This window comes from Bradyrhizobium sp. Y36 (assembly GCF_002531575.1).
Classification (GTDB): domain Bacteria; phylum Pseudomonadota; class Alphaproteobacteria; order Rhizobiales; family Xanthobacteraceae; genus Bradyrhizobium.
Map to the genome: position 1 here is coordinate 339,574 of NZ_NWTI01000001.1, position 13,726 is coordinate 353,299.

9 protein-coding genes are annotated in these 13,726 nt (G+C 66.0%); 2 read left to right on the forward strand and 7 right to left on the reverse strand.

Annotation, left to right across the window (positions count from 1 at the left end; genetic code table 11):
- Positions 1-13 precede the first annotated feature (13 nt).
- Complete coding sequence (locus CO669_RS01605) at positions 14-469, forward strand: Lrp/AsnC family transcriptional regulator (protein ID WP_097657447.1); 456 nt, start codon at positions 14-16, stop codon at positions 467-469.
- Between the two features lie 100 nt (positions 470-569).
- Here CO669_RS01605 and CO669_RS01610 read toward each other — a convergent pair whose 3' ends face one another.
- The 3 genes from CO669_RS01610 to CO669_RS01620 are packed head-to-tail and all read right to left on the reverse strand — an operon-like array spanning position 570 to position 3,820.
- On the reverse strand, positions 570-1,364 hold the full coding sequence (locus CO669_RS01610) for a fumarylacetoacetate hydrolase family protein (RefSeq protein ID WP_097657448.1): 795 nt from the start codon (positions 1,362-1,364) through the stop codon (positions 570-572).
- Between the two features lie 15 nt (positions 1,365-1,379).
- A complete protein-coding gene (locus tag CO669_RS01615) occupies positions 1,380-2,747 on the reverse strand; it encodes an LLM class flavin-dependent oxidoreductase (RefSeq protein ID WP_097657925.1) in 1,368 nt (455 codons plus the stop codon).
- A gap of 20 nt (positions 2,748-2,767) precedes the next feature.
- Positions 2,768-3,820: an Ldh family oxidoreductase gene (locus tag CO669_RS01620; protein ID WP_097657449.1), complete on the reverse strand. Its 1,053-nt coding sequence runs from the start codon at positions 3,818-3,820 to the stop codon at positions 2,768-2,770.
- A 307-nt stretch (positions 3,821-4,127) separates the two neighbouring features.
- Here CO669_RS01620 and CO669_RS01625 point away from each other — a divergent pair, with 307 nt between their 5' ends.
- Positions 4,128-8,243 (forward strand): bifunctional diguanylate cyclase/phosphodiesterase, encoded by a 4,116-nt coding sequence (locus tag CO669_RS01625; RefSeq protein ID WP_198963760.1) that lies wholly within the window; start codon positions 4,128-4,130, stop codon positions 8,241-8,243.
- A gap of 52 nt (positions 8,244-8,295) precedes the next feature.
- Here the strand turns inward: CO669_RS01625 and galE are convergent, their stop codons facing one another.
- The 4 genes from galE to CO669_RS01645 all read right to left on the reverse strand — a co-directional run bounded on the left by galE (position 8,296) and on the right by CO669_RS01645 (position 13,565).
- Positions 8,296-9,288 (reverse strand): UDP-glucose 4-epimerase GalE, encoded by a 993-nt coding sequence (gene galE / locus CO669_RS01630; RefSeq protein ID WP_097657451.1) that lies wholly within the window; start codon positions 9,286-9,288, stop codon positions 8,296-8,298.
- Positions 9,289-9,307: 19 nt separating this feature from the next.
- Entirely contained in the window at positions 9,308-10,111 is an 804-nt protein-coding gene (locus CO669_RS01635) for a WecB/TagA/CpsF family glycosyltransferase (RefSeq protein WP_097657452.1), read from the reverse strand.
- Positions 10,104-12,476, reverse strand: coding sequence for an exopolysaccharide transport family protein (locus CO669_RS01640; protein ID WP_097657453.1), 2,373 nt, complete (start codon positions 12,474-12,476; stop codon positions 10,104-10,106). Before CO669_RS01640 ends, CO669_RS01635 begins: the two co-directional genes overlap by 8 nt.
- Positions 12,477-12,764: 288 nt before the next feature.
- Positions 12,765-13,565 carry a class I SAM-dependent methyltransferase gene (locus tag CO669_RS01645; RefSeq protein WP_097657454.1) on the reverse strand — a complete coding sequence of 267 codons (801 nt, stop codon included), beginning with the start codon at positions 13,563-13,565 and terminating at the stop codon, positions 12,765-12,767.
- Between the last annotated feature and the right edge of the window lie 161 nt (positions 13,566-13,726).

Here is a 13,726-nt window from a genome sequence, read left to right on the forward strand (position 1 = left end):
CGGCGGGGGTTACATGATTGAAGACCAGGATACGCGGATTCTCGCCCATCTCCAGAAGGACGGCCGGGCTACCAACCAGCAACTCGCCGATGAGGTCGGCATGTCCACCTCCGCCTGCTGGCGCCGCGTGCGCGCGCTGGAGGAGAGCGGCGTCATCCGCGGCTATGCAGCGCTGGTCGCGCGCGATCAGGCGGGCTTTGCGATGTCCGCCATTCTCCACGTCTCGCTGGAGCGGCATGACGCGAAATTCGTCGACGAATTCGTGGCCAGAGTCACGACGCGCCGCGAGGTGCTGGAATGTTTCGCGACCACGGGCGACGCCGATTATCATCTGCGCGTCGTCGTGCAGGACATGGCGGCCTACAACCGCTTCCTCGACGAGTTCATGTTCCGTATCCCCGGCATCCGTTATGTCCGCAGCAACGTGGTGCTGAAGGAGATCAAGACGAGCGTGGCGCTGCCGTTTTGACACACGGGAAGTGCCGTAGGGTGGGCAAAGCGAAGCGTGCCCACGAGCTTTCACAACGGAAACGGATCGTGGGCACGGCGCAAGAGCGCCTTTGCCCACCCTACGAGAGCGACTGTCCCTCCCGCACGAACCTGTTCCGCAACGTCCCGATGCCGGTAATGTCGATCTCCACGACATCGCCGTGCCTGATATCAGGCGATGCGCCGTCCGTGCCCATCCAGATCACGTCGCCGGGCCACAGCGTAAAATACTTCGTCAGTTCGACCAGGAACGGCACCACGCCGAAGATCATGTCGGCGGTCGCGAAGCGGTTGGTCTCCGTGCCGTTGACCCGGACCACCGTCTCCATCCCCGCGAGATCGGCCTCGGTCTCGATCCACGGCCCCATCGGCTTGAACGTGTCGGCGTTCTTCGCGCGCCACAGGCCGCGGTCGGCCTTCTGCCAGCTGCGCTCGCTGACGTCGTTGCCGATGGTGTAGCCGAACACGCAATCCATCGCGTTCTCTGCGGTGAGGTGCTTCACCTTCTTGCCGATGACGACGACGAGTTCGCCCTCATAGTGGATCTTCTCGGTCGCGAAGGACGGGATGACGACGTCCTCGTCATGCGCGATCAACGCGTTCTGGGCGCGGTAGCCGATCTCGGGGCGGTCCGGCACGGCCGGCACCGTGCCGGCCTTGTCGGCGGCTTCCTTCAAGTGCTTGAGATAATTCAGCCCGACGCAATAGAAGGTGCGCGGGATCAGCGGCAGCTCGATCCTGACGTCGCCGAGCGCATGCGTGCGCGAGCCGCGCTGCCATTGGCCGAAGGGATCGCCGTCGACCGCGACCACCTGATCGGCCTCGACGAGCCCCCAGCAGGTCTTGCCCGCGGCGGTGAATTTCAGCCAGCGCATGTCGTCCCCTCGCTATTATTCCGCAGCATCGCGCGGCTGCACCTTCCAGGCGCCGGCGGCCGGCCGCTTCAGCCCGAGATTTTCGCGCAGCGTCTTGCCGCGATAATCCTTCTGGAACAGGCCGCGGCGCTGCAGCTCAGGCACGACATGCCGGACGAAATCGGCGTAGGAGCCGGGCACATAGGTCGCCGCGATGACAAAGCCGTCGCAGCCCCGCTCGACGAACATCTCCTCGAACCTGTCCGCGATCTCCTTGGGGCCACCGACCATCGCGTCCTGCACCTGGCCGCGCCCGGAGAAGGTGACGAAGTCGCGGGCGCTCGGATTGCTCTTGCCCGAATTCTTCAGCACGCCGTCGCGGATGCCGAGAATGCCCTGCATGCTCTTCAGCTCGTCCGTCGTCAGCGGCTCGTCGAGATCCTTGGACGCGAAGTCGTAGTTGAGCGCTTCGGCGAGCAGCGACAGGGCGTCGATCTGCAGCGGCAGCGTGTTGATCAGCGCCATCTTGTCCTCCGCCTCGGCCTTGGTCGCGGCGCAGACCGGTGTCGTCAGGTTGCAGAGGAACATCTGGTCGGGATCGCGGCCGGCCTTGGCGGCCTGGTTGCGCACGGCGGCGTAGCCTTCCTTGGCGGCCGCGAGATTGCGCGCGGCGGTGAAGATCACCTCGCCCCAGCGGCCGGCAAAGCGCTGGCCGCGGCCGGAGGCGCCGGCCTGGATGATCACGGGGTGGCCTTGGCTCGAGCGCGGTACGGTGAACGGCCCGCGCGACTTGAAGGCCGCTCCCTTGTGATCGAGCCGCTTCACCTTGGTCGGATCGGCAAAGCGGCCGCTTTGCTTGTCCATGATCAGCGCGCCGTCTTCCCAGGTGTCCCAATGACCGAGCACGACCTCCATGAACTCGTCGGCCTTGTCGTAGCGGGAATCGTGTTCGGGATGGGAGTCGCGTCCCATGTTGAGCGCTTCGCCGTCGTTCAGCGAGGTCACGACGTTCCAGCCCGCGCGTCCGCCGGACATGAGATCGAGCGTTGCGAAGCGGCGCGCGACATCGAACGGCTCGTAATAGGTGGTCGAGCAGGTTGCGCCGAGGCCGAGCTTGTCGGTGACCATGCCCATCGTGGTCAGCACGATCAGCGGGTCCATCTTCACGCAGCGGATGCCGTATTCGACGGTGTGGGCGTGGTCGTTGCCGTAGCGGTCCGGCATCGCCAGGCGGTCGTCGAAGAAGGCCATGTGGAACTTGCCGGCTTCGAGGATTCTCGCGATCTCCTGATAGTAATCGGCCGACATCGAATCGTCGCGCGAGTCCGGATGTCGCCAGGAGCTGGGCAGGTTGGTGCAATTCTGCGCCTGGAGGAAGCCGACCAGGACCATCTGTCGCGTCATGCTGCTGTTCTCCAATTCCGTCAGGCCAGATCGAGCACCGTTTCGAGCCGGTACTCCCGCGCCAGCGTGCGCAGTTTCTCCCAGGTGGCGTCCTCGATCTCGATGCCGTCGCGCAGGCGCTGTTGCTCGCGCAGGCCCTCGATCTCGCCGGGATAGTAGACGCCCTTGCTGCCCTCGGAGGGCGGCGTCGATTTCAGATAGCGCGCGAACTCCGCAACCTCGCGCTTGAACTCCTGCAGCGGGCGGAACGCGGCGACGTTGAACACGGCCATGAAGCAGCCGTCATTGTGCCGCCCCGTCGGCTCGACGCCGAAGCCGAGACCGGTCAACAGGCCGCAGAGCACCTCGACCATGGCGGCAAGGCCGCTGCCCTTGTAGCCTTCGGTGCCTCCGAGCGGCAGCAGCGCGCCGCCCTTGCGGTACTGGGTGGGATCGGTGGTGTGCCGACCGTCGGCATCGATGATCCACCCCGTTGGAATCTCCTCGCCGCGTGCGACCGCGAGCTGGATCTTGCCGGCGGCGACCGCCGAGGTCGCCATGTCCAGGTAGAACGGCGCGTCAAGGTCGGACGGCACTGCGATCGAGATCGGGTTGGTGCCGAGCCGCGCCTCCTTGCCGCCGAACGGCGCCACGTGCTTCGGCGAACGGCCGGAATCCGCCGTCGCGATCCCGATCATGCCCTCGCGCATCGCCATCAGCGGATAGGCGGCGAGGCGACCGACATGGCTCTGCCGGAACACGGTGCAGGCGGCGACGTTCGCGGTCTTCGCCTTCTCGATCGTCAGCGCCATCGCCTTGGCGTTGACGTGGAAGCCAAATCCCCAATGGCCGTCGATCACGGTCGTGGTCGGCGTTTCCTGGACGATGGTCCATTGGGCGCCGGGCACGATGTGACCGGCTTTGATGCGGTCGATATAGGTGGGAACGGCGATCACGCCGTGGGAATCGTGGCCCGCGAGATTGGCGTTGACGCAGCCGACCGCAACGGCCTCGGCTTCTTCCTCGGAGGCTCCGGCGGCGCGGAGCAGGGCGGCGCTGATGCGCGTGAGGCGATCGGCCTTGACGATCGGCATAGCCTTCCCCTTGGCGTTCCCTCGATATCCCCGCCCTTGGCGGGCGCTGGCTGTTGAAGCCATCGTCTCAAAGCGCAGCTGCGATATCAATCTCCCGTAAACCAATACAGGGCTGCAAATTCGTAAAGAGACGGCCAGGAGTCGGGGAATCGTCCCGTGCGGCGGTATTTCCTGCAGTTTGGCGCAGGTCGTTCGCAGCTCGTTCACTTTGATTGAGGGTTTGCAGCGCGCAATAACGACCACTTAGGCGATGGCCGTTCATAAAGTCACCCGGGAGAAACAGGCAGAATGCCCGGGAGCTGAGATCGTGCCGACGACACTCGCGCGCACCTTTGCGGCGTTGAGCGCCATCAACGAGGCGATCCTCTATGCGAAATCGCCGGACGAGCTGTACCAGAAGGTCTGCGACGCCGGGTTTTCGAGCGGGGACTTCTTGGCCGTGGCCGTGTTCCTGGTCGAACCGGACGGCCGCCGCCTGCGGTTTGCGGCGGGCTGCGGCGATGACATCGAGCGATTGCGCTCGATCGTCATCACCACGGAAGCCGGCGCGCCCGAAGGATCGGGCGTGGGGGGCGAGGCGTTTCGCGATCAGAAGCTGTGCATCAGCAACGACTATCTGAATGATCCGCGCTCGCTGGCGTGGCGTGCAGGCGCGGCCGCGGCCCATATCGGTGCGGCGGCAGCGTTGCCGCTGCTCTGCAACGGCAAGAGTGTCGGCGTGCTGTTGGTGACCCGCAGCGAGCCCAATTCGCTGAACGAGCAGATGGTCGCGCTGTTCGAGCGCATGTCGGCCAACATTTCCTATGCACTGGACAATTTCGCGCGCGAGACCGCGCAGCAGACCAGCGAGCGGGCGACGCGCCGGCTCAACCGCATGTTCGGCGCCCTCAGCGCCACCAACGAGGCCATCCTGCGCGCCAAGACCGAGCAGGAGCTGTACCAGCTCGTATGCGACGCCTCCGTCCATGGCGGCAAGTCGCTTGCGACCATCATCCTGCTGAAAGAGCGGGACACCCATTGGCTGAAGCCGGCTGCCGGCACCGGCCCCAATCTGGAGCTCGTCGCCCAGACCAAATATTCCGTCGATGCCACCAATCCCTATGGCCGCGGCATCTCCGGCAACGTCTTCCGCAGCCAGAAACCCTTCGTCGAGGAAGACCTCGTCAGCCGCACCAAGGGAACGCTGTGGGAGCAGGCCAACGTCAATGCGGGTGTCGCGGCCTGTGTCGCCGCTCCCCTGATCAAGTTCGGCGAGAGCGTCGGCATCGTCCTGTTCTTCATCAGCAAGTCATGGGCCAAGGACGAGGAAGTCGTTGCGCTGCTGCTGCGCATGGCCGAGAACGTTTCGTTCGCGATCGAGAATTTCGACCGGGTGTCCGAGAAGGCCAGAATCGCCGCGGAAGAGGAACGGCTGGCGCGCATGTATGCGGCGCTCAGCGCCACCAACGAGGCGATCCTGCGGGCGCGGTCACGCGACGAGCTGTTCGACCTCGTCTGCGAGGCGACCGCGAAGGGCGCCAAGTTCACCTCGGCCAACATCGCGCTGGTCGACCATCACGCCGGGCTGCTGCGCGTCGTCGCCAGCTACGGGCCGAACGCGGACCATGTTCGCAATTTCAAATTCTCCACCTCCGAGGACGTGCCGGAAGGCCGCGGCCTGACCGGCACCGCCTTCCGCACGCGTCAGCCCGCCGTCAGCAACGACGTGCTCGCCGACGAGCGTATCGCGCCGTGGCACGCCAGCGCCCGCCGCACCGGCATCGCGTCCTCCGCGGCCCTGCCGCTGTTCAACGGCGATCGGATCGAGGGCGTGTTCCTGTTCAACTCTCCGGAGTGCGGCACCTTCACGGATGAATTCGTCGAACTGCTGCGCAAGCTTCAGGCCAATGTCGCCTTCGCGCTGGAAAGCTTCGAGCGCGCCGAGGAGAAGGCGCAGGCGGACAAGCAGCGTAATCGCCTGACCGGAATGTTCGAGGCGCTCAGCGCAACCAATGAAGCCATCATCCGCGCCAAGACGCGCGAGGAATTGTTCGAGGCCGCTTGCCAGGCTGCCGTGCTCGGCGACGTGTTCGCCTCGGCCACGATCGGCATCATCGACAAGAACAACGAAGTCGTTCGTGTCGTCGCGGTGAAGGGGCGTCTGCAGGAGCAGATGGCCGGACGGACCTGCAATATCTCCCCCGGCCATCCCGAGGCCCAGGGCATCATCGGGGCTTCGCTCCGGACGCGCCGGCCCAGCGTCATGAATGACTATCTGAACGAGCCGCGGTCGGTGTACTGGCGGACCAAGGCGGTCGAGGACGGAACGCGCGCGGCCGCCAGCTTCCCGCTTCTGAAGACAGGCCAGGAGCCCATCGGCATCCTGCTCTTCCTCGCGCCTGAAGAGAACACGTTCACGCCCGATCTGGTCGAATTGCTGGGGCGCCTCGCCGAGAACGTCTCGTTTGCCCTCGACAATTTCGATCGGGCCGAGGAAAAGACCCGCACCGAGGCGCAGAAGGAGCGCCTGACGCGCATGTTCGCGGCGCTCAGCGCGACCAACGAGGCGATCATGCGGGCGAAGTCGCGCGCCGAGCTGTTCGATCTCGTGTGCCTTGCGGCCTCGAACGGTGCCAAGTTCACGTCGACGACGATCGCTCTGGCCAAGGCCGACAGCGATCAGCTGGAGATCGTGGCGAGCGCCGGCCCGTCCGCCGACACCACGCGCAACGTCCGTCTCTCCATCGATCCGGAGCGGCCGGAAGGGCGCGGAATGAGCGGCACGGCGTTTCGCACGCGCCGGCCCTGCATCAGCAACGACTATCTCAACGACCAGCGCGTGAGCGCCTTCCATGCCGTCGTGCGCGGCGACGGCGCGCGCTCGGGCGCGGCGTTTCCGCTCGTCGTTCACGACCGGGCGGTCGGCGTCATGATCTACATGTCGACCGAGCCGGCCGCCTTCACGACCGAGTTCGTCGAGCTGTTGCAGCGTCTTGCCGACAACGTGTCCTTTGCGATGGAGAATTTCGATCGCGCCGACGCCAAGAACCAGGCGGACGAGCGGATCGAGTACCTCGCCTCGCATGACAGCCTGACCGACCTTCCGAACCGCGAGACTTTCAACGCGCTTCTGCGCGGGGCGATCGATACCGCGGAGCGGCACGACCATCGTTTCGCGGTGCTGTTCATCGATCTCGACCGCTTCAAGGTCATCAACGATTCGCTGGGGCACGAGGCCGGCGACCTGCTGCTGCTCGAAGTCGCCAACCGCCTGCGCGGCGCGCTGCGGGCAAGCGACGTGGTGGCGCGGCTCGGCGGCGACGAGTTCGTGGTCATCCTCGACCAGTGTGGCGAGATCGACGACGTCCAGCGGATCGCGACGGAGATCCTGACCGCGCTCGCCCAACCCATGGAACTGGCCGGGCACGAGTGCCACACCACGGCGTCGATCGGCATCGCGATGTATCCGGCGAACGGCTCGGACGCGCAGACGCTGACCAAGAACGCCGACATGGCGATGTATCTCGCCAAGGAAGACGGCAAGAACGGCTATCGCTTCTTCTCCAAGGAAGTGAAGACGCAGTCGATCGAGCGGCTGTCGCTGGAGAGCGCGCTGCGCCGGGCGCTGGAGCGCGGGCAGTTCTCGCTGAACTACCAGCCGAAGGTGGAGATGGAGACCGGCCAGATCACGGGCGTGGAAGCGCTGCTGCGCTGGACCCATCCCGATCTCGGCAGCATCTCGCCGGCGCAATTCATTCCGCTCGCGGAGGAAACCGGCCTGATCGTGCCGATCGGCCGCTGGGTGCTCAACGAGGCCTGCGCGCAGGCCATGGCCTGGCAGCGCCGCGGTTTGCTGCCGCTGTCGATGGCGGTCAATTTGTCGCCGCGGCAGTTCGCAGACGAGCATCTGCTGCAGGACGTCGACGAGGCGCTGGCGGCCAGCGGCATGTCGCCGGTGCTGCTCCAGCTCGAAGTCACCGAGAGCATGATGATGCGCAATGTCGGTCGCGCGCTCAAGGTGCTCGACGCCATCCAGAGCCGCGGCATCCGCCTTGCCATCGACGATTTCGGCACCGGCTATTCGTCGATGTCCCTGATGAAGCACTTCCCGATCGACACCATCAAGATCGACCGCTCTTTCGTGCGGGACCTGCCGCAGGATTCGGAAGACCAGGCGATCGCGCAGGCGATCATCAGCATGGGCAAGGCGCTCGGCATGACCGTCGTCGCCGAAGGCGTCGAGAACGCCGAGCAGGAGGCCTTCCTGCGCACCCATGGCTGCGACGAGATGCAGGGCTTCCTCATCTCCAAGCCCTTGCCGGCGCGACAGATGGCCGAGCTGCTGCGGCCGATGGTGCTGCCTGTCGCCCCGCCGCTGCAGCCGGAGCCCGACGTGGCCGCCACGGAAGCCGCGACGTCGCGGTTGAAACGCGCGGCGGTCTGACCGCTGCGGCGCTCCGTTCTCGACCGAAGCAAGGCGCGGGCGCGCCGATGGCCTAACGCGGCCTGAACGGATGCGCCTTCTGATGCCAGGCCCAGGCGGTGCGGATCACCGTGGGCAGGTCGGAGTGACGCGGCACGAAGTTCAGCACCTTTTGGGCAGCAGAAGGATCCGCAACCAGATAGGTGGGATCACCGGCGCGGCGCGGCTTGACGGTGTGCGGCACCTCGCGCCCGGTCTCTCGCTTGATCGCGTTGAGGATCTCGCGCACGGAGAAGCCGGTGCCGGTGCCGAGATTGAAGCTGCCGCCGGCATGACCGCCTTCCAGCAGCTTCAGGGCCGCGACATGCGCCGCCGCAAGGTCGGTGACATGGATGTAGTCGCGGATCGCGGTTCCGTCGGGCGTGTCGTAGTCGTCGCCGAACACGGCGAAGTCGACATGGCCCTGCAGCGCCATCATGGCGCGGGGAATGAGGTGGGTTTCATTGTCGCGCAGCTCGCCGATGCCGCCGGCGGGATCGGCGCCGCTGGCGTTGAAATAGCGCAGGCAGAACGCGCCGAAGCCATAGGCTGAGCGGTAGTCGGCCAGCATCCGCTCGATCATCCATTTCGACGCGCCGTAGGGATTGATCGGTGCGCAGGGAAAGTCCTCCGGCAACTCCTTGGAATCGGCATTGCCGTAGACCGCGCCGGTCGAAGAGAACACGATGCGGTTGCAGCCCGCGTTCCGCATCGCCTGCAACAGCGACAGAGTTCCCTGCACATTGTTGACATAGTATTTCTGCGGATCGGTCATTGACTCGCCGACCAGGCTCGCCGCCGCGAAATGCATCACCGCCGTAATGTTGTGGTCGGCGAAGGCGCGCGCCAGCGCCGCGCCGTCGAGCAGATCGCCCGTCACCAGGGGGCCGGCAACGAAGCTGCGATGGCCTGTCGAGAGATTGTCATAAACGACGGGCTGATAGCCGGCAGCGGTCAATGCGCGGCAGGCATGCGAGCCAATATAGCCCGCGCCTCCCGTGACGAGGACAGTCGGTCGATCGGTCATGTCGTCTTGTGCTCTTCTCTTAGCGGAGGGGTCGGTTGCGGCTGAAGAGAAGATAGAGCGCGCGGGGGTTGGTGGTCAAATAGCGCCAGAGCAGGCGGCGCGGCTCGAGCAGCGTGCGCCAGGCCCATTCGAGCCCGATCTTCTGCATCCATTGCGGCGCGCGGGAACGGCTGCCCGACAAAAAGTTGAACAGCCCGCCGGATGTCTTGATAACGCCAACATTGGTGAGGTGCGGCGTGAATTCCTTCACGAATGCCTGCTCGTTGGGCACGCCGAGCGCGACCCACAGATAATCGGGCGCAAGCGCGTTGATCTCCGCGACCTTCGCGCGCAGCGCCTCGCCGCGCAGATAGCCGTGGCTGTGGCCGACGATCTTGAGGTCGGGATACAGCCTCTGGACGTTCTCGACCGCCGCAATGTTCTCGTCCTCGCTGGCGCCGAACATGTAGAAGGTGCGGCCGACCGCTTCCGCCTTGCGCGCGACCACGTGGAACAGATCGGTGGTCGCAACGCGCTCGGGCAGCGGAAACCAGGACTGCAGTTTCGAGGCCGCCACCAGCGGCTGGCCGTCGGCATTGATCAGGTCGGCGGCGCGGAACAGGCGCTCGGTCTGCGGCTCGGTCGAGCAGCGCGCCAGAACCTCGCCATTGGCCGAGGTCAGGAACAGCGGGCGGCCGATGCGATTGTCGGGATCGGTCGCCTCGATCATGAAATCGGCGGTGGCTTCCAGGTCGATCGCGGCCATGCGGAGCCCGCCCACGGTGATCCGCGGTACGTCGACCGTCGCTGCCCGTCCATCAATGTTGACGCGGCGTTCAAGCATATTGTCTGCCTCGCTGGCGCGTTTCGACCGCCGGAGTGAGCTCGTCGAGCAGGACGCCGACGAGCTTGCGCTCGGCGCGGCCGAGCCCGGCCAGGATCTCTTCCAGGCTGTCATTGATGTCGAGGCTGGTCGGCAGCACCGCCACCAGCGCGTCGACCTCGTCGAGCAGCTTGCGGCTGCCGGCAACAAGCGGCATTGCGGGGCCGTCGAGGACGACGAGGTCATAGCCCCCCGCCGCGCGCGCCTGCGCAATCGCCTTGCGGATCGCGTCGGCGGCCTTGCTGCCATCGCCCTCGCCGGCGGGCAGCACCGAAATGCCGTTGACCGTCTTGATCTCGCGTGCGGCCTTGCTGCCGATCGAGAGCCAGCCGAACCGGCTCGGCTCGCTCTTGCCGGGGCGGCTAATCTTGTTCGAGAGCGCGTGGGCCTGATGGTCGGCATCGATCATCAGCACGCGGGCGCCGTCGCGCGCGGCTGCGAGCGCGAAATTCAGCGCAGCCACGCTGCGCCCCGTGGTCTCGCCGGCACCGACGAGCGCAATGACGGGCATCGCCTTGCCGTCGGCGCGCCGTGCCACGGCGGCGCGCATGTCGCGCCAGGCGTTGAGCAGCTTCGTCAGGGGAAAGCCCGGCCGCAATGTCGGCCAGCCCAGCCGTGTCAGGTCGACACCGCCGCCGGTGGCGAGAATGGCGCCGAGCGTGTGGATGACGTCGGCCTCCTGAAGCCGCGCGATCAAGGGCCTTTCGATCAGGGGCTCTTCGATCATCGCGGGCTGCAGCGACGGCGCGGCGAGTTCGGGCAGCGCCTGCGCCGCTTCCGCAAGCTCCGATGCCTGCTGTGGTCGCGGCGCTTCCGCGGCGGGCAGGACCTCGGGAGCGCGGGCCTTCTCCGGCACCGGCTTGCGCTCACGGCGGGCGGGCGCGGGGATCGGTGCAGTTGCGCCGGCGAACAGGAGCTCGGCCGCGACAAACCAGCCTGCGGCAGCGAGCGCGCCGAAGATAAAGCCGATCATGGCGAACAGGCTCATCGCCGGCGGGAACGAGCGCCGCTGCGGCACCGTCGCCTCGCCGATGACGCGGGCCGCCGAGGTGTTCAGCGTCTCCTGCTCCTCGGTCTCGCGCGAGCGCTTGAGGAAGGACTGGTAGACGTCGCGGCTGGCATCGGCCTCGCGCTCGAGCTCACGCAGGCGCACGGCGGCCTGGCTGAGCTGGACGCTTTGCCGCTTCTGCGCTTCCAGCGCCCGGTTGAGCGAGGCCTCGAAGTCGCGGGCGCGCGTCAGATCGTTCTTGGCCGACTGCGCGAAGCGGTCGATCTCCTCGCTGATGGCGCGCTTGAGATCCTCGACCTGCTTCTCGGTCTGGCGCAGCGCCGGATGCCGCGGGCCGAGCTCGCCGGCCTGCTCCGCATATTTCTTGCGGGCGTCGGCATATTGCGCGCGCAGATTCGCGATGGTCGGCGATTGCAGCGCCTCCGAATTCGCGCCGGCATCGGCGGCCGTGCGCCGGCTCGCCTCGATCTGGTCGAGCCGTGCCTGCGCATCCATCGTCGCCGCGCGGGCCGCGGAAAGCCGCTGGTTGCTGGCGGAGAGCTGCTGATCGCTGATCAGCGCATCCTGGGTGCCGACGAAATTGTTCTGCGCCTTGTAGGTGGCGAGCGTCGTCTCGGCGCTGCGCAGCCGCTCGCGCAGCTCCTTGAGGCGGCCGGAGAGATCGTTGGTGGCGCGCCGTGCCGCCGAAGCCTGCGAGCTGCGGGATTCGGCGAGATAGGCGCTGGTCAGCGTGTTGGCGAGCATCGCGGCCTTCGCCGGATCGGTCGACCAGACCTCGATGTCGACGATGAAGCTCTTCTCGGTCTTGCGGATGGTGATGTGCCGGTTCAGCGCGTCGAGCGCCGCCAGCTGCACCTCCTTCGTCTGCGCCGCGGAGGGCGCGGCAGGCTGAAGGCCGATCAGCCCGAGCAGCGACGACATCGGGCCCGCGCTGCCGCCGCCGCCGAATTCCGGATCCTTGTCGAGACCGGCCTGCTGGATCACCTTGAGCAGCACGCTGTTGGAGGTGATCAGGCGCGCCTGGCTCTCCACCACCATCGACATGCCGGAGACATCCTGCGCACGCGGCGTGAGCTCGCGGTCGACGAGCTGCAGCTCGCGCGGGTCGACGTAGAGCTGGGCGGTGGCGGTGTAGCGGGGCGTCATGCTCTTGCCGATGGTGACGGCAAGCGTTGCGCCGAGCAGCGCGGCCGCGGCAATCGCGATCTTGCGCCGCCAGATCAGGTTGGCGAGCTCCAGCACGTTGAAGCCGGCCTGGGACCTTTGTTGCGGGGGCTCGGGTCTGGCCCGATCTATCGGCTGGTTATAGTCAAGCATGATCCCCAGCTTTCATTCCAATTGCCGCAGGCTGAGGGGTTACTCTTCGCTCTACGCCACGCCCCCGGGATATAGGGGCCCAATCAACGCAACAGGGAAAATTAACCATACTCACTGGGGGACTATTCACCGAAATGGCAAACAAAGCGTTTAAGCGCGTCACGCGAACCGGTGTGTCCGCGCGACGCCGATGCGCGGGGTCCCCAAGCATTAACGGTTCGTTACCGCGCACGGTGCGGCTGCGATGCTCCGCTTGGTCTGCGATGGGTCGCGCGCGCGCCATGACGGTCAGTTCTTCCGCAGGATGACGTGATAGTCGCCGCGGCGGACGTCGGTCCCACGCGAAAGCATGGTGTTCAGCAAGGCGGCGCCGGCATCCACGAGGGCCGCGACCAGCGGCTTGCGCCGACGCATTTCGGGATAACGCGGGCTTTCGACCTCACGGCGGTAGATCATCTCGAGGCCGTTGGCGGCCGCGAAGGCTTCGAGCCGGGGCAGCGTCACCAGCGGATGAAAGAAGGTTGGGAACGGCGGCTCGCCGGGCAGGCCCGCGTCCTTGATGCCGCGGATGTGCCGGTAGAACCAGACGTGAAACCAGTGCGGCGAATATTTGGTGACGACGCCGGATAGCGAGCGCGGATTGGGCGCGCCGATCATGATCATGCCGCCGCGCTTGAGCGCATCGCGGAAATTCAGGAGCGCGGCGTCGACGTGGGGCAGATGCTCGATCACGTTGTAGCAGATCACGAGATCGAAGCTCTCACGGCCGAAATTATAGGTCTGCACGTCACCGAGGATCGCCTCGTCCGCGTAGGTGTTGTTGCGAACCTGGTCCTCGTCGATATCGACGACGGTGACCTTGCTGCGGCTCAACAATTCGGGCGGCAGCACGCTGCACGAGCCTCCGCCGGCCTCGTAGATGGCAAGCCGGTCCTTCGGCAGCTCGCGGCGCAACACGTCGTGAACGGCAAGCAGGCTGTCGCGCGCTTCGCCGGGGACGAGATCGTGCAGCGCCTGGACGGGGGCAGTGGTCGAGGGGACCCGGATCGCCGTGGCTGTTGCGAAATCGATCGTGGCTGGCTTGTTCATGTTTTCTGACCGCGCTTGTTCTAATCAAATTTACAGGAAAAAACTCGCTTGCCCGAAGAGCAAATCCGATGCCGCGCGGTCTCACCGGTGGCAGTGCTTACGGTCGGGTTAATGCGCATGTGCATTAACTACGGCATTGTTCATGTTGGGTCGTTGTCGCC

What these genes read in the sequence shown, in the direction of transcription:
- CO669_RS01605 (WP_097657447.1), top strand. Translation starts at nt 14, where the DNA reads ATGATTGAAGACCAGGATACGCGGATTCTCGCCCATCTCCAGAAGGAC.
- CO669_RS01610 (WP_097657448.1), bottom strand. Translation starts at nt 1,364, where the DNA reads ATGCGCTGGCTGAAATTCACCGCCGCGGGCAAGACCTGCTGGGGGCTC.
- CO669_RS01615 (WP_097657925.1), bottom strand. Translation starts at nt 2,747, where the DNA reads ATGACGCGACAGATGGTCCTGGTCGGCTTCCTCCAGGCGCAGAATTGC.
- CO669_RS01620 (WP_097657449.1), bottom strand. Translation starts at nt 3,820, where the DNA reads ATGCCGATCGTCAAGGCCGATCGCCTCACGCGCATCAGCGCCGCCCTG.
- galE (WP_097657451.1), bottom strand. Translation starts at nt 9,288, where the DNA reads ATGACCGATCGACCGACTGTCCTCGTCACGGGAGGCGCGGGCTATATT.
- CO669_RS01635 (WP_097657452.1), bottom strand. Translation starts at nt 10,111, where the DNA reads ATGCTTGAACGCCGCGTCAACATTGATGGACGGGCAGCGACGGTCGAC.
- CO669_RS01640 (WP_097657453.1), bottom strand. Translation starts at nt 12,476, where the DNA reads ATGCTTGACTATAACCAGCCGATAGATCGGGCCAGACCCGAGCCCCCG.
- CO669_RS01645 (WP_097657454.1), bottom strand. Translation starts at nt 13,565, where the DNA reads ATGAACAAGCCAGCCACGATCGATTTCGCAACAGCCACGGCGATCCGG.